This is a genomic window from Mesorhizobium sp. M2A.F.Ca.ET.037.01.1.1 (assembly GCF_003998075.1).
In the GTDB taxonomy this organism is placed as follows: domain Bacteria; phylum Pseudomonadota; class Alphaproteobacteria; order Rhizobiales; family Rhizobiaceae; genus Mesorhizobium.
Window position 1 is genome coordinate 1 of record NZ_RZSA01000018.1, and the last position, 16720, is coordinate 16720.

Below are 16720 nucleotides of genomic sequence, written 5' to 3' on the forward strand. Positions count from 1 at the left end.
AGCATCGCGTCCTGCAATTGCGCCCGGCGCCGGCGCACGCGGGCCGGTACCGCCGCGCCCGAAATCGCAGACAGCAGCGACACGAAGCGGTCCGTGTCCTGCAGCCCAGTCAGTGACTGGAACAACACGTAAGGCACGCCGGTCAACCCGTGCAGCGCTTTCGCCGGGCGGCGCATGTGCTCACCGATGGCGATGCATTGCATGGCCGTGCCCAACTCGCGAATGTCTTCGACGCTGGTGCCGCCGTATGTGGTCGCTACCCAGCGGTCAGGAACCGTACCGTCGAGCGAGCCTGAAATGTCGGGCAGAATAACCGGCTTGAGCCCAAAGCTTTCAACCATGTCCCGCATATGCTCGATGTCGGCGATAGAGAGGTTGCATCCGGGCAGGATTGCGATCTTCTTCGGGTGCCGCGCCCGTTCGCCCGAGCGCGTAATCCCTTCGATCATTGCGGTGACTGCCTTGGCCCAGCCCTCTTCGATCGCGCCGTCAAAATCCGGCGTGTTGGCCAGCACGACCTCCGTACCCGCAAGCTGTTGCGTGTGCTTCCGCATGATGTTGGCAATATCACCCGCGCAATCTTCGCCACGCGTCTCCACCAGCGCGGTCGTGCACACCCCGATCAGCGTTGGCTTCGTGCGGTTCTTGAGGTTGAGGATCGCCTCTTCCAGATGGTCGGCTGCGCCGAGGATGGTCGCCACCTCATCCATCGCCGTAGTCTGCAAGGGAATCGCTTCTTTGAAGTGCCGCACGAAGAGAACGAGCGCAAAGCTTGTGCAGCCTTGGCTGCCGTGGAACAGCGGCATCGCACCGTCGACGCCAAGAAAGGCAAAGGCGGCACCCAGCGGCTGCGACGACTTCAGCGGGTTGACTGCCGCCGATTTGCTCTGGGGAAGGATGCGGGCCATCGGTCGCCTCAACACTCGTGTGCCGTCGCGCAGGCGAATTCATCAAACAGGTACGCGGTCTCGTTCCTCGTGCACGGCAATTCGCCTATCAGCTCAGGCTGGCAATCCCACGGGGCCGGCTGGCGCACCTGAGACCAGATCGGATTGTGAATGGCGAGGTCGATCTGGCGTACGAGTTCCACCATGCCGTCATAGCCGGCATAAGGATGCTGGCGCTCCTGGTTGATATCGAGCCAGGGCGTCTTGGCCTTGAGCGCAATGAATTGCGTGCGACCGCCCGACAGCATGATATCGGCCCTGTGTTCAGAGAGCATGGCGTACAGCTCGCTCGCAGCCATGGATTCGAACATGTGCTTGTCGTGCTTGAGAACTTGTTTGATGCGCTCCTTGTCCTGCACCGTAGATTTCTTGATCGAGGTGCCGACGATCTCGATTCCGATCTCCATCAGCGCATGGACAACCGACCAGGACTTCACACCGCCTGTGTTGAGCAGCACGCGCTTGCCTTGGAGCCTTTGCCGGTAGGATTCGAGTTTCTTCCACGCGATCGCCTCCTGCTGCGCGATCAGCGTCTCTGTGCGCTCGAGGATCTCCGGATCGGCGCCCTTCCTCACCAGCAGCCTGACAAGGTTTCGAAGAGCTTGCGATGTGTCGGAGATGCCATAGAAGGAGCCCTCGAAGAACGGGATGTCCCAGCGCTCCTCCATCTTGCGGGCAAGACTGATCAGCGCGGTCGAGCACACCATCATTGCCGCCCGGGCGCGGTGCGCGGAAGCAATGTCGCGGTAACGCGCATCGCCGGGAATGCAGGCGCGCACCCGGATCCCGAGCCGATCGAGGAGCGGCTTTACAAGCCAGAATTCGCCCGAGAGGTTGAATTCGCCAAGGATGTTGATGTCGTAGGGTCCGGGGTCGTCGGGTTCGACCGTGCCGATGACATGATCGAGCAACGCCTCGGCGGCGAGCTTATTGCCGAGGTTCTTGGAGCCTGCCAGGCCAGGCGCATTGATCGGCACCACGGCCAAACCGAACTTTTCCGTGGCGCGTTTGCACACGGCCTCGATGTCGTCACCGATCAGCGCCGTTACGCAAGTCGAGTAGACGAAGATCGCCGGCGGCGCGTATGTGTGCTTGATCTCGCGGATCGCCTTGAAGAGTTTCCGCTCGCCCTGCCCCATCACAAGGTCGAGTTCGGTGAGGTCGGTCGTGAAGCTTGTCCGCCACAAGGTCGGCCCTGACGAAACCGCACCACGGTTGTCCCAAGAATTGCCCTCGCAGGCGAGCGGCGCATGGACCAGATGCGCAACGTCGGTGATCGGCTGCAGGACGATCTTGGCTCCGTCAAAGGCGCAGCCGCCGGCTGCCGCCCCTGGTGTCAGCGACTTCGAGCAGCCCTCCTTGCGCGCCTTGGCATCTTTGCCACGGTTCTTATCGCAGGCGGGCTCATCGAAGGCGTCCTTGATTTTGGCGCTGAGGGAGGACATTGCTCAGCCTCCCCAGTCCATTGGGCAAGGAATGGCCTCGGCGAAAAGCCGGCCACGGCTCTTAGCGCGTGAGGTCATAGGAATAATCCGTCACACCCGTCTCGCTCGTCTCGCGATCGAGTTTGTCGAAGATCTTGTCGAGGATCGTCGTCAGCACGCGCAACGCTCCCTGGTAGCCAAAGAGCGCAAAGCGGTGATGATGGTGCCGATCGAAGATCGGAAACATCAGCCGGATCAGCGGTGTTCCGGTGTCGCGCTCCAGGTACTTGCCGTAGGAATTGCCGATCAAAAGGTCCACCGGCTCGGTAAAGAGCAGTGAGCGCAGCGCCCACAGGTCCTTGCCCGCCCAAACCTGGGCAGCCTTGCCGAAAGGCGAGGATGCTAGCAGCTTCTTCAAATCGGCTTCCCATGCCGAGGTGCCATTGGTGGCGAGGCAATGGGTTGGCTCGCCGCCGGTCTCCATGACAAAGCGGGCCATTGCGTGAACGAAGTCGGGATCACCGTAGATGGCGTATTTCTTACCATGCAACCAGGATTGGCTGTCCGCCATGGCGTCTACCAGTCGGCCGCGCTCGAGGCGAATTGCCTCGGGAATCTCCTTGCCGGAAATCGCCGCGACCTCCATCAGGAATTCGTCCGTCGCCTGAACGCCGAGCGGATAGTGGAACGAGGCCGTCGCCTGCCCGACCTCCTCGCAATAGCCCAGTGTCTTTCGGGTGTTGTGATGCTGCAGCGAAAGCGTTGCCTCGGCGTTGAGGGCCTTCTTCACCTCGTTGATCTTCGTGCCCCCGTCATACATGCGGTATTCACCGTCCGAAGGCGTATCGAACTGGTCAGAGGCATCCTGGATCAATGTATAGGACACGCCCATTACATCGAGCAGGCGCTTGAGCTCCCGGTTGTTGCCGACGCAGAAGCCGTCGAAGCCCGGAATGATGTTGATGGTTCCTTCGATTTGCGTACGCTCCTGACCTTTCCAGAAGTGCTCCAAAATGCCTTTGACCATGTTGTCATAGCCGTCGACATGACTGCCAACGAAGGCCGGGGTGTGGGCAAAGGGCACGTCGAAGTCGCGCGGGACTGAATCTTCGTCCTTGGCGTTCTGGATGAAGCTGTGCAGGTCGTCGCCAATGACCTCTGCCATACAGGTCGTCGACACGGCAATCATCTTGGGGTCGTAGAGCTGGTAGGTGTTGGCGAGCCCGTCGACCATGTTCTTCAGGCCGCCAAACACCGCCGCATCCTCGGTCATTGAGGAGGAGACCGCCGCGGCAGGCTCCTTGAAATGGCGCGACAGGTGCGAGCGGTAATAGGCGACGCAACCTTGGCTGCCGTGGACGAAGGACATGGTTCGCTCGAAGCCGGCGGCAGCGAATACCGCACCCAGCGGCTGGCAGGCCTTGGCCGGGTTCACGACAAGCGCTTTGCGGGCGAGGTTCTTTTCGCGGTATTCCCACGTCTGGGTGAAATCGCGCTGATCGGAAATGATTTCATCGGGGTGCGGACATTCGAAGTTTAGCTTCTTCTCAGCGAGCATCTTTCTGTATTCCGGCTCGCGGAACAGGGGAGCGTGATCGAGAATTTTTTCAGCCGACTGCGGCATGATGATTACCTCTTTTGCATCTGGCTGCGCGGGACGGCAGCTCAGGACGTCAAGACGTTCCAGGCTCCGGCGGATCAGAGGCCGCGGGAGTTCACCGTCTCAGTGGGAGACTGGGGCTGAAGCAAATGTTTATTCGGCAGCCATCGCCCGCTCATCGCCCCGGCTTCTTTTCCAAGGCGCGTGGAATAGGTCCCAGACCGGGTTGTTAATGGCGAGATCCACATCACGTGCGAAAATGGCAAAGCCATCGTAGCCGTGATACGGGCCTGAATAATCCCAGGAATGCATCTGGCGGAACGGTATGCCCATCTTCTGCACCGGGTATTTTTCTTTGATTCCCGAGCCGACCAGATTTGGGCGAATCCCTTCGATGAATTTCTCCAACTCATAGCCGGTCACGTCATCGTAGATCAGCGTGCCGTTCTTCACGTAGTGGCCGGTGCGCTGATAGTCGTCGCTGTGGGCGAATTCATAGCCGGTGCCCACGATGACCATGCCGAGGTCCTCGTAGGCCGTGACGACGTGGCGGGGGCGCAGGCCGCCCACATAGAGCATCACGGTATTTCCTTCCAGGCGCGACAGGTACTTGGCGATGACCGCATCAACAAGCGGCCTGTACTTGGCAATGACCTTTTCGGTCTTCTCCTCGATTTCCGGCCCAAAATGCTTGGCTATGTTGCGCAGAGAGGCTTCGATCTGGGAGGGACCGAAGAAATTGTACTCCATCCAGGCGACGCCATACTTTTCCTCCATATGCCGACAGATGTAATTCATCGACCGGTAGCAGTGGATAAGATTGAGCTTAGCCTTCGGGGCGCGCTCGATCTCTGCGAGTGTGGCGTCACCCGACCAGTTGCCAACCACGCGCAGCCCTATCTCCTCAAGCAGTATGCGCGAGGCCCAGGCATCGCCGCCGATATTGTAGTCGCCGATGACGTTGACGTCGTAGGGGCCGGCCTCGAACTTGACATCCTTTTTGTCGAAGACCCAATCCCGGATTGCATCATTGGCGATGTGGTGGCCAAGCGACTGCGAGACGCCGCGGAAGCCCTCGCAGCGTACCGGCACGATCGTCTTGTCATACTCCTTGGTCTTTTTGCGAGAAACGGCCTCGGTGTCATCGCCAATCAGGCCGATAGGGCATTCGGACTGCACGGTGATGCCGTTGTTGAGCGGAAACAAGACTTCAATCTCGTCAATGATCTGTTCCAGCTTCTTGTCGCCGCCGAAGACGATGTCCTTCTCCTGGAAATCGGAGGTGAACTGCATTGTCCCGAACGTGTCGACGCCCGTTGTACCGACGTAGTAGTTGCGGCGCTGCGACCAAGAATATTGGCCGCAGCCGACCGGGCCGTGCGAGATATGGACCATATCCTTGACTGGCCCCCACACCACGCCTTTCGAACCAGCATATGCACAGCCGCGAATCGTCATCACCCCGGGAATGGACTTGATGTTCGATTTGACGTCGCATTCGGAAAGGACCTCGCTTTCCCCGCCAGCCTCGTTGCCGCTCTTTGCGACGTTGAGGTGCTTCTTGCGGCGCTTCGCCGCCTTGTCGGGATAATGCGACAGCACCTCTTCGATAAGCTTCGCATGAAGAGCACCGTCATTCTCGTATTCCCGGCTCATGAGTCCCCCTTTCAAGGTTGGGTGACGCCTCAAAGAATAGGCGCCGTTCTCTGCAAGGCGCGCCGATTCATGGCAGCGCTAATGTCACTACTGGGCCGCCGCCTTCGCCGCTTCCTTGGAGTGAAGCTCGGCAAGCATCTGCTCGTCGGTCTTCATGATGCCGAAGTCGAGCAGCATCTCCTCCAGCTCCTCCATGGTGATCGGCGTCGGGATCGTACCCTGGCCCGAATTGGCGTGGATCTTCTCGGCCAGAGCGCGGTATTCCCCTGCCTGCTTTGAGTCCGGCGCGTACTGGATCACCGACATCTTCCTGAGTTCGGCATGTTGGACGATGTTGTCGCGGGGCACGAAGTGGATGAGCTTGGAATTCAATCGGCCAGCCAGTGCTTCGGCCAGATCGAGTTCGCGGTCGGTTTGACGTTCATTGCAGATCAGCCCGCCCAGCCGCACACCGCCCGAATGGGCATATTTGAGGATGCCCTTGGCGATGTTGTTGGCGGCATAGAGCGCCATCATCTCGCCGGACATGACGATATAGATCTCCTGGGCCTTGCCTTCGCGGATCGGCATGGCGAAGCCGCCGCATACCACGTCGCCGAGGACGTCATAGGAGACATAATCGACATCGTCATAAGCGCCATTCTCCTCGAGGAAATTGATCGAGGTGATGACGCCGCGGCCGGCGCAACCGACACCCGGCTCGGGGCCGCCGGACTCCACGCACTTGATGCCTCTGTAGCCCACCTTGAGCACGTCCTGGAGTTCGAGGTCTTCCACCGAACCTTCCTGTGCGGCGAGATCCAGGACGGTATCCTGAGCTTTCGAATTCAGGATCAAGCGTGTGGAATCGGCTTTGGGGTCGCATCCTACGATGAGGATTCTCTGCCCGAGGTCGACAAGGGCAGCGAGCGTATTTTGGGACGTGGTGGACTTGCCGATGCCGCCTTTTCCGTAAAAGGCGATCTGACGCAGACCTGACATAATAGCTTTCCTTCCTTCGTTCTAATCATCGCGACTGCCCGCGACACAAGTGCCGATAGGCAGCTCGTGCCGCCTCACACCAAGCATCGCAAAAAGCGTACCAGCGTGATCGGCCGATCCCAGAAAAAACTTTGTCATTAAATTCCAGCCGCTTAGACGGCGGCAAAACGCGCGAACGGGCCTTTCAGGCGTCTGTCACGGACACGACAAAGCCGACACAGATTGTCGTGCGCCATCCAAACCGCCGTGTGTCGAGCTCGAAGCGGGAGAATGGGGAAGTTAGCCCAAAGCTGATGGCGAGACCATCGGAAGACATCGGCTCTTGTCTTTCCAGCCTGCCATTGATCGGGCGGTCGCTGGATGAGCAGGAGCCTGGGGCTTGACCGCGGCGCGGGTAGTTCAGGCAGGCTTACAGAGCGGGAACGCCGGCGGCCGATAGACATCCGCGCTTAACCTTTCATAGCCCGTCTACAAGTTGGTTCCGCCGACGCGCTATATGGAAGCCAAATAATTCAGTAGCTTAGCCGAGAGCATTGATTTTTTCAGAAAGATACGTGTTATACGCGTACGAACCGCCGAACCCATGGTCGGCGCCCTCATGCGCGTGAGACCCCGTTGTGGGCGAGGCTCGCGACTGGCTGCACGATCCTAGCCGGCCTGCTTGCCATTGAGTTTGGTCCCGCCGCGGTAGGCTGCGGCATCAAGGGCAACATCAGCTACAACACTGGCAAGAAGATTATCACGTTCTTGGACAGGAATCTTACTGGGAGACACGCATCAACAGGCGGGCGGGCGGGCTTCGAGAGGTTAGTGTCGCGGCAGCTTGCAGATCTGCCCACGGGGCCGCCACGATCGCAAAGTGTGTACAAAAGCGCCCTCTCTGCCGAACTGAACAGTGCTCACGGCCATAGCCTCGGATGAGCCCGACTGGCTTGACCTCTGCATGATGAGAGCAGCTTTTACACCAGGTGCGCAGCACATGTCTTTAACGAACGCATCGTCTTCAAGAATATAGAGAGCAATTCGGAAAACCGAGTAGTTGGCGGCGAAGCTAGGAGAAGGTATACACCACCCTCTTGTTACCCCAGAGTAGAACGTGCAGCTGCGGCAAGACGCGGGCTTCGAACCACCTGTCGCTGGTCACCTTTTCTACCAGCGATTCCATGCGCATCATATTCCGTCGGACTCGACAGAGACGTCTTCATTACCACGGCGGGGCGGCGTGTGATTGCCGGGTTGCAGACAAACCTCGCCGCGACGTCTTTGGGACGAGTGGTGTCGGCACCGAATCCCTATCATTTAGACTAGCCAGCTTGGGGAGCGCCGTCAGACCGCCAGACCGGAAGAGGAGGCTTCGCGCCAACTTGTGCCAAGAATGTTGGACCGTGCGGAACCGCTGGGGCGGCGCTCAACTCTGGCGCAGGATGAAGCGTCGATTGGGTGAATGAATAGGGCGCGCGTTCGACGGGTAGAGGGAGGCAAATCGCTGGATGTCTGCCGGATCAACGTCAACCGGTTCCATCGCCACCATCCACTCGACGTTTTCGGTGCACGGCGGCGTCGTCAGTGAGCCCTCATAAGTCCAATAGCCAAGCGAGGCTGGCAGAAGCCAGTTGGGATTCACCTCGTCGATCGTCACCTCCCCATTCGGCAGTTCGGGAAAGGCCGCAGCAAGGGCAGCAAAGCTGGCATTTGTCGCGCCGGGCGTTAAAAAGACGCCCAGCACGCCCAGAGTACCACTTTGCGTGTCCTTGTGAACGAAATGCACCTCCATCGGGAAGCTCTTGCCCGCCACGTGATGTTCGCTTGGCGCATGGAAATGGAACTGTACCAGTTCGTAGACACGATCGCTGCGGGTCAGCGTGCTGCCTTGTGGCATATTGATTTGAATGGTGTGGCCGTTGTTCACCATATTGCCGCCGCCCTTGTGCCAGCCGATGGCGATATGCGGGATATCCGCCTTGACCGCGCTGTTGATATTGATCGGCGATTGCTGCGTGCCGGCAGAGCATACGAAATTTTCCTTATCCAGATCAGCCCAGTGCTCCGGTCCGACCGGACCGGTGTACCCCCAATGGGCACTGGTCGCTTGGGCGGCTTGAACGCAAATCCGGCATGCGCCGAGCGCAACCAACCCTTTGATCAGGTGACGACGATACATATTACTTTTGCTCCTCTTGCGAACTGATGTTGGTGGCTGCCCTAATGGACGCGTGATGGCCAATCGGCGCGGCCAGTATTGTCCTTTGCAACTGATAGATGCCCGCATGCCTTGGCGTGCTTTCATAAGTGCGGCTGCCGTTTCTCGGCTGGCCGGCTTCTGCAGCCCGCAACGGGAGCAGTTTCAACCAGCTAAACGATAAAAAATTTGAGCAGACCAGCGCTTGACCCCCGCCGCAAAGGCACAGGCGAAGGTGATCACTGCGCGGCTGCCGTTCGCGCCGGAGGCCGCATCGCTATACTTTACACTCGCTGCCCAAGGAGACGCAGGCGACCCTAATACGTTTTCATCGCTACTCCCGACGCAGCCGACCCACGCCACGAAAACGTTGCTATATTTCACGTTGGGCCAGTGAGGAAATCGATCTTCTTTATGGAAGGCATTTGCGCAATGGATGCATTCCCATGCTGACAGTCGTGCGTCAGGCCGGACAATGAGATACATCGATAAGAGCTGGACAAGGATGAGGGGATGACGTGCTTGCGACGGAGCAGGTGGGGCGAGAAGGCCAGTTCTTGCGGATTTCAACTTTGCGTGACGACAGCTCATCGGAGTCAAGGTGACACACGCCGGCAGCGGGGTGTCCGGGCGGTTTCCAGCCGCACAATCGCGAGACCGCTGACGCGAACAAAGCTCGGCTGTACTCGGCACGCGAAGAGAGCCTGCCAAGCCGTTGGAGCCCGGCCTTCCGGTGCGACGCAAGCCGCAGACTAGACCGCCCTCTTGTTACCCCAAAGCAGAACGTGCAGCTGCGGCAACACGCGGGCTTCGAACCACCTGTCGCTAGTCACCCTTTCGACAAGCCATTCCATTCGCATCATTATTCCGTCCAAGTCGACAGAGGCGTCTTCACTGCCAGGGCGCGGCGGCGTGTGATTGCCGGGTTGCAGATAGATCGGAAGGTGCGGATATCTCGCCGCGACTTCTTTGGCGTAGGCATAGTCACTCTCGTCGAAAACGACGAGCTTGAGCACGATTTGCGGCTTCTCTTGCGCCGCTTCGAGGCATGCATCAAACGCAGCCCAACGGGTGGTCATCTCGCTGGACGGCGGCTTTGGGCTAAGGGTCAGCACGTCAAGATCCGCAAACCACTCCCTCACCACGGAACCCTGCGTTTCCAGTGCAAAACGATAGCCCTCGCGATGGCCGCGTTCTATGAGGGGACCGAACGGCTGAATGGCCGGGTTGCCGCCTGACAAGGAGACCATAACCGGCCTGCCGCCGGAAAGCGCATGGACGGTTTGCCACACGGCATCGATCGGCATCGGTAGCCATTCATGGCGATACTGATTGTCCACCGCGTGAAGGCTGTCGCACCATGAACAGCGATAATCACATCCGCCGGTTCTGATGAACACCGTCGGCAAGCCGATGAGCACGCCCTCGCCCTGGATAGTCGGCCCGAATATCTCGCTCACACGGATTGCGGGATGCATGTCGGTCACGGACGGTATTCCGCCCAAGTTTTCGGTGTTTCGCTAACGCGCACGGCCGCGGTCTGCGGCAGACGTGCCTTGCACCATTCATAGAAATGTCTGGCCAGGCATTCCGCCGTGACCTTCTCATGTCCCAGCACGTCGTTGAGGTGCCGATGGTCGAAGCTCTCGTCAATGTAGCGTTTGAGCGGCGCCAGATCGTGATAGTCGCGCACGAAGCCGTGGGCGTCCAGTTCCTTGGCCGACAGCTCCACTACGACGACATAGTTATGCCCGTGCAGGCGCGCGCATTGATGGTTGGGAGGTAAGGAGGTGAGCTGATGCGAGGCCGAGAAGTGGAATTCCTTGGTGATGTGGAACATTACGCGCGCCTCCTGCGCAGCGCCTCAAGCCAGAAATCGGCGTCCTCGTAGTCGGTGGGATCAGCGTGCCCGGCGAGATGGAACGCTTCGCGCCGCTCGACGCAGGTCCCGCATCGTCCGCAGTGACGCACGCCGCCCTTGTAACAGGACCAGGTCTCAGCAAACGGGGTGCCGTATCTTGCGCCATCCGCAACAATGTCAGCTTTTCCGAGATTCACATACGGTGCATAGAGGCGTATCTGCGCATAGCCGTCGAGCGCGCGGTCTTGCATTGTCTGGAAAGCTTCAATGAAGGCCGGACGGCAATCGGGATAGATGAAATGGTCCCCACCATGCACGGCCGCCGCCACCGCTTCGGCGCTGTGGGCGGCGGCGAGACCGAAGGCGATTGCCAACATGATGGCATTGCGGTTCGGCACCACCGTAATCTTCATCGTGTCTTCGGCGTAGTGGCCGTCCGGCACGTCGATACTGCTAGTCAGCGCTGAGCCGGAAAGGCCACGGCCAATTTCGCCGATGTCGATGATCTGGTGCGGGACCTTCAGTCGCTGCGCGCAAAGAGCGGCGAAGCCCAATTCCTTCCTGTGCCGTTGGCCATAGTCGAAAGATAGAAGGCCGGTGAGTTCGTGCTCCGCTGCCACCATGTGAGCAAGGGAAACGGAGTCCAATCCGCCAGAGCAGACGGCGAGAGTCTTCATCATTGGTATCCTTGTTTTGACCGGGTAAGGCTGCGACCGGAGATTTCTCTGCGCCCCCACTACTCCAGCGACTCAGTTTTGTGAACCGGGAGAATTTGCGCTCAGCCCGATTGGAACGGGAGTGCGTCGCGTCCAACACGCGTGATCAATAAAAGTTGAGCGCTTCAGCAGTTTGTTTCGCATCGCGCCAACTTTCGCAATCTGCTGTCGGATCGTCGACTTCGAGACAAGGTGATGTTCGGCCGACATCGGCTGACTCTTAATTAAGCCGCAGAACACATGTTGGCTTTCTGGCCTTCGCTTGTGCGGTTGGCACGACAATTGACATTCTAATTGTGGGGCGGCACACCCCGCCAGCCGAAAGTGGCAGTGAGCTCCTTCAGGCGCAGGTTGATGTGCTGATTATTCGGCGATTTTCCGATCTCGAACCAGAAAGCGAGGGCGACATGGATGCCAGCAAATTTGACATTGGCGACATCCGCCTGGAGAACCCTGCGCGGCGCGATTGAGGCCGCAGGCGAGCCTGCTCTACCTGCCGCCCTACAGTCCCGACTTCAATCCGATTGAGAACGCCTTCGCCCAACCTAAGGCGCTGCTGCGAGCAAAGGCCGACCATCAAGGCTCTATGGGACTGACGTTGCCCCAGCAGTTTTGAGTTCGTTTCCGGCGTGGGTTGTGCCCTGCTGGGCGGGTGAAGCGACGGGCGCTGGCGCGGAGCCTTTGGCATAGCGCAGCGCGAGCGACCGTCGCGGATTGAAGGTGCTGGCGAACTTGGCCGGGGTCTGCCAGGCGATTTGGGAGTGCGGCCGCGCGGTGTTGTAGTCGGCGTGCCACAGGGCGATGGCTACGCGCGCCTGAGCCAGCGAGGTGAACAGCGTCTCGTTGAGCAGTTCATCGCGCAGTCGGCCGTTGAAGCTCTCGATGAAGCCATTCTGCATCGGCTTGCCGGGCGCAATGTAATGCCATTCGACGCGGTTCTGATCCGCCCAGGAGAGGATGGCGTTCGAGGTGAACTCGCTGCCATTGTCGCTGACGATCATCCTCGGCCGGCCGCGCTAGTGATGAGCCGGTCCAGTTCGCGGGCAACCCGCATGCCCGAGAGCGACGTATCAACGATGAGTGCCAGGCACTCTCTCGTGCAGTCGTCGACGACGGCCAGGATGCGGAAGCGGCGCCCGTCGGTGAGCTGGTCCGATACGAAGTCGAGCGACCAGCACTCGTCGGGCCTCAGCGGCACCAGCATTGGCGCCCTGGTCCCGATCGCCCGCTTGCGGCCGCCACGGCGGCGAACGGCGAGCTTCTCCTCCCGATAGAGCCGGAACAGCTTCTTGTGGTTCACGACCAGGCCCTCCCGCCTCAGCATCACGAGAAGACGCCGGTAGCCGAACCGGCGACGCTCCTGCGCGATCGCCTTCATCCGCTCGCGAACCTCCCGGTCGTCCGGCCTGCTGGTCTGGTAGCGAACCGTCATGCGGCAACAGCCGATGGCTTTACACGCCCGCCGTTTGCTCATCCCGAAGCCTTCCTTCAGGCGAGCGACAGCTTTCCGCTTGGCGGCGGGCGTCACCATTTCTTTCCCACAAGGTCCTTCAACGCGGCATTGTCGAGCATGGCGTCGGCCAGAAGCCGCTTCAGCCGCGTGTTCTCGTCCTCCAGCCCTTCAGGTCGCCGAGCCTCGGTGACATCCATCCCGCCGAAGCGGGCCTTCCAATTGTAGATCGAGGCGTCGCTGACCCCGTGCTTGCGGCACAGATCGCCAACCGATACCCCGGCCTCGTGTTTCTTCAAAATTCCGATGATCTGCTCTTCAGAGAAGCGGCTGCGTTTCATGTCCTGATCCTCTGGATGGGCCAGAACGAACTTCAAACCGGATTAGATCAGAGGGGCAAGGCCTCGGCGCGGTCGTCGACCTCTTCACCCCAGCCGAATGTGCCAACTACTTCAAAGCCGCAGGATATGACCTGGATCAGATAGGACGTGCTCCAATGGTTTACACCTGACAGGAGTCCGGCCCCCACAACCGTTTCGCAATGAGGAGCAGCGCTGCCGCTGCTCCTCCAATCACACGACGGATTCACGATGCGGCAACTCGAGCCATGATTTCGGATCGAATGGCCGATGCGGTGTATAGTGAGGCATCCAGCGGCAAATCCCCAAATGCCAGTTGACACAGAAGATAATTAGCACCTGCCTCTTCCAGCTGATCAAGGAGAGCTTTTCGGACAGAATCTGCCGTTCCCACGACGCACAATTCACTTTCAATTGCTGCATCGAAGTTCAAAGGCAAGTTTGGTGGAGTGGAAATGGCATTTAGTTCGTATAGAAATTTGAAGCTATTGAGCCATCGTTCATAGGCAGGTGCTGCGAGCAAATACGCATCTGTTTCAGAACGCCCTATCACCACCATTCGGAGCAATCCAAGAAATGGCGCTTGCTGGCCAATGTCAGCATCGTGAATTCGGGCGGCGCGGAACGCGTCGGTAACGCTGCGAACAGAAGTGGAAGGTCCGACGCAGGCGATGTTTGCCCCATTCGCAGCGGCCCAGCTAGCCGGCTCGGGTCGATTGGTGGCGATCCATGTCGGCGGATGGGGATATTGGTGAGGTCTCAACGTCAGCGGAACATCTTTCAACTCAAAGTGGCGGCCCTGATAAGAAAGCGTCCCGCCTTTCATCGCATTGATGAGAATCTCACTGGCCTCCGCATACTGTTCTGGTGCTGCTTCTACAGCAACCCCGAAGTATCCCAATTCAGTGGGAGCAGAGCCGCGCCCTATGCCGAGTTCAAGCCTGCCGCCGCTCAACTGATCAAGCATGCAGATCTCCTCGAAGGCACGCAGCGGATGATAGAGCGCAAGTAGCATTACCATGGGACCAACACGAAGACTGCGGGTTCGCTGGGCGACGCTCGCTAAGAACAAATTCGGTGATGGACCTCTGCCATGCGGCGTACAGTGGTGCTCGGCGAGATGATACGCATAAAAGCCATAGCCATCGCACGCTTCTGCTAGGCTCAGCCGATCTGCATATTGTTGTGCGATGTCATCGCCGTTTTCGTCCAGATGATCGAAGATGCCGAAGGTCAGGCCCGAAGCGGAAATTTTCTTCAATTAATTGTTCTCCAAATTACCTATTATTTATTCGCTAATCATCATAGCTGGCGACATATCAGCACCTATTACTTGGCGCTTAATGTGAATTGACTTAATGCTTGTGCACACCGCGATTCTTCTTAAAGCTCATACAGACGCGTTTGGCGGCAGCAAGGAATTTGTCCATCTGCTCTGTGGTGCCAATGCTGACGCGAATACAGTTCTTCAAATCTACGTCAGGAAAGCTGGCGATGAGGATCGCCTGCTCTTTCAACGCGGCTTGCCAGCATGAGCCCTCCTGTCCCGCCGGCACACGGGCCAGCAAAAAGTTTGCGTGGGAGGGTGTTACGGAAAAGCCAAGTTGCAACAGCGCCAGGGTCACTCGCTGTCGTTCATGCTTGATGTGCCTGTGGTTCTCTTCGTAGGCGTGGCGATGCGCAAGAATGCTTTTCCCGACCGCCTGCCCGATCACGTTCATGTTGAAGACATTCTGGATGTTGCGCAGCCTGCCAATGATTTCTGGGTGACCGAAACCGAAGCCGACTCGCACGCCAGCAGCAGCATAGCTCTTTGAAAAAGTCCTCAAGATCAAAAGATTCGGATGTCTATTGACGAGGCGCAGGGCATTGTCGGGTGCGAAGTCAACGTAGGCCTCATCCAAGACGACCAAGCGATCTGCTTGCTCCACAAGGCGTTCGATTTCGGCCACCGGCACGAATGTTCCGGTCGGATTGTTCGGATTAGCCAACAGAATGAACTTCGCGTCTTTTGCGGGGCCGGACAGCAGTTTTTCTATCGGCAGGGGATGAGCTTCGCTCGATGCGATTTCGAGAAACTCGGCACCCTGCAACATGGCAAGTTTACGGTTGAACGAAAATCCGGGCGACAGCATCGCCACTCTATCTCCTGGGGCGAGGAAAGCTCTGTAGATGAGTCCGAGCAGCTCCGACGAACCGTTGCCGGCAATCACCTGATCTTTGGAAAATCCGTAAGCATCGGAGGCAGCTGCCCTTAAGCTGAGATTGTCGTCTTCCGGATAAAGATACTGGTGTTCGATCGCAGCAATTGCACTTTGCATTACGCTCTTCGGCAACGGAAACGGGTTCTCGTTCGTATTTAGCTTAACGCAATTTGCATCCGTCGCTGGTCCGTTGGACGAGAGAGCATCTAATTTGCTGGCCACCGGCGAAAAAAGCGAAAGCACGGTCTTCAGTTTTGCATCGCACATGTTCTTCTCCGTTTTTCAGTCCCGCAGGGCATGTGACATGAGGCAATAGTTGATCGTGACTTGATCGACGTTCGGCTATATCAGCGCTGCCTTCCCACCCTGGTGGGGATCGCCGACCACGGTTTGGATTTGACACCGGCAAGCTGTCGAGAACCTGATGACGACCCAACGTGTGGCCGACGGCCGATTCGGCGCAACAGACGGTGTTTCAACATCGCATCGTCCTCAAAGCCGCATGCAGGGCCTGCACGACAGCCCGTCTCCAGCGCCCGCAGATAGGTGGAAGCCGAAGTCTTGCCGAACCTCAGTTGCTCTGCCACCTGGCCCACCGGACTGCCCTGTTTATGGGTCAGGCGCAGGATATCTCTGACGCTCGTTCGTCTTGCTTGCTTCCGTCTTGGCATGGGCTCTCTCGGTTTGCTGATGAGAGAGCCAAATACCGGCTCATCTGAGCATGAGACGCAGGCCTGACGATATGGAGCGTCGCTGTGGCGCGCGTAGCCAAGAGGGTTCGCCTCGGTGGCGGGGCATGCAAGACGGCGCACCTCCTTAGCCATCCTGTCCCATCGTCTCAGATCGTGAGGCGCACCTTATAGTCGGTGAGGAGATCTTGCAGGGTCAGGTTACGCCCTAGCGCTTAAGGTTGTTGGTCGCACCGAGCAAGCGCGGGACCTGTCGACGGACAACAGCGGTGCCACTGCCGGCACTAGGTCGTCCAGCATCGCAGTGAACCGCGTACGTAGTATTTTGTCGTAGGCGGCATTCTGGATAGCCGGATACGGGCTCTTCACCCGCTGCACCACCGATTGCGGGATGATGTCGCGAGAAACATTCACGGATTTCGTGAAAAAAGTGTACCCGCCGAAGAGCCCCACTCGCGGGGGCGGTGCAGCACCACCTCGGTGTCACTGCTCGTGTTCATGCGATGGACTAGGCCGGCCAGCTGTTGACGCAGCTCGCGGTAGTTGTAAGTCTCACCCGTGTAGACGAGCACCAAGTCAGGTCGGCCATCCTCCTGGAGCATCCTCGGCTGACGGCCGCCCTGGATATCGATGATTGCCAGGCGGTGGTGTCCC

11 protein-coding genes and 4 pseudogenes are annotated in these 16720 nt (G+C 58.7%); 1 reads left to right on the plus strand and 14 read right to left on the minus strand.

Going from position 1 to position 16720, the window contains the following annotated elements; all coding sequences use genetic code 11:
* From nifN to queC, 10 genes and pseudogenes are all read right to left on the minus strand, one after another.
* The coding region (gene nifN / locus EOA27_RS02100; protein ID WP_127255342.1) for a nitrogenase iron-molybdenum cofactor biosynthesis protein NifN at positions 1 to 908 on the minus strand (908 nt) is incomplete at its 3' end.
* 8 nt (positions 909 to 916) lie between these two features.
* On the minus strand, positions 917 to 2392 hold the full coding sequence (gene nifE, locus EOA27_RS02105; RefSeq protein WP_095489376.1) for a nitrogenase iron-molybdenum cofactor biosynthesis protein NifE: 1476 nt from the start codon (positions 2390 to 2392) through the stop codon (positions 917 to 919).
* A 61-nt stretch (positions 2393 to 2453) separates the two neighbouring features.
* Positions 2454 to 3995, minus strand: coding sequence for a nitrogenase molybdenum-iron protein subunit beta (gene nifK, locus EOA27_RS02110; RefSeq protein WP_126063826.1), 1542 nt, complete (start codon positions 3993 to 3995; stop codon positions 2454 to 2456).
* 129 nt (positions 3996 to 4124) lie between these two features.
* Entirely contained in the window at positions 4125 to 5627 is a 1503-nt protein-coding gene (gene nifD / locus EOA27_RS02115; protein ID WP_024505262.1) for a nitrogenase molybdenum-iron protein alpha chain, read from the minus strand.
* Between the two features lie 87 nt (positions 5628 to 5714).
* Positions 5715 to 6608 (minus strand): nitrogenase iron protein, encoded by an 894-nt coding sequence (gene nifH, locus EOA27_RS02120; protein ID WP_024505261.1) that lies wholly within the window; start codon positions 6606 to 6608, stop codon positions 5715 to 5717.
* A 1051-nt stretch (positions 6609 to 7659) separates the two neighbouring features.
* Positions 7660 to 7856 (minus strand): annotated as a pseudogene (locus tag EOA27_RS41890) (7-carboxy-7-deazaguanine synthase QueE); the annotation flags it as partial.
* Between the two features lie 160 nt (positions 7857 to 8016).
* A complete protein-coding gene (locus tag EOA27_RS02130; RefSeq protein ID WP_126063825.1) occupies positions 8017 to 8769 on the minus strand; it encodes a carbonic anhydrase in 753 nt (250 codons plus the stop codon).
* 770 nt (positions 8770 to 9539) lie between these two features.
* On the minus strand, positions 9540 to 10265 hold the full coding sequence (queE, locus tag EOA27_RS02135; protein WP_164752747.1) for a 7-carboxy-7-deazaguanine synthase QueE: 726 nt from the start codon (positions 10263 to 10265) through the stop codon (positions 9540 to 9542).
* A 5-nt stretch (positions 10266 to 10270) separates the two neighbouring features.
* On the minus strand, positions 10271 to 10627 hold the full coding sequence (queD, locus tag EOA27_RS02140; protein WP_126063824.1) for a 6-carboxytetrahydropterin synthase QueD: 357 nt from the start codon (positions 10625 to 10627) through the stop codon (positions 10271 to 10273).
* Positions 10627 to 11325, minus strand: coding sequence for a 7-cyano-7-deazaguanine synthase QueC (gene queC / locus EOA27_RS02145; protein WP_063170389.1), 699 nt, complete (start codon positions 11323 to 11325; stop codon positions 10627 to 10629). Before queC ends, queD begins: the two co-directional genes overlap by 1 nt.
* A gap of 492 nt (positions 11326 to 11817) precedes the next feature.
* Between queC and EOA27_RS02150 the strand changes: the two are divergent.
* Positions 11818 to 11935: pseudogene (locus tag EOA27_RS02150) on the plus strand (transposase); the annotation flags it as partial.
* Positions 11936 to 11948: 13 nt separating this feature from the next.
* Here the strand turns inward: EOA27_RS02150 and EOA27_RS02155 are convergent.
* From EOA27_RS02155 to EOA27_RS02170, 4 genes and pseudogenes are all read right to left on the minus strand, one after another.
* Positions 11949 to 13155, minus strand: a pseudogene (locus tag EOA27_RS02155) (IS3 family transposase).
* Between the two features lie 244 nt (positions 13156 to 13399).
* A complete protein-coding gene (locus EOA27_RS02160) occupies positions 13400 to 14434 on the minus strand; it encodes an LLM class flavin-dependent oxidoreductase (protein WP_095484287.1) in 1035 nt (344 codons plus the stop codon).
* Between the two features lie 94 nt (positions 14435 to 14528).
* Positions 14529 to 15644 carry a histidinol-phosphate transaminase gene (gene hisC, locus EOA27_RS02165; protein WP_126063823.1) on the minus strand — a complete coding sequence of 372 codons (1116 nt, stop codon included), beginning with the start codon at positions 15642 to 15644 and terminating at the stop codon, positions 14529 to 14531.
* 832 nt (positions 15645 to 16476) lie between these two features.
* Positions 16477 to 16720, minus strand: a pseudogene (locus EOA27_RS02170) (asparagine synthetase B); the annotation flags it as partial.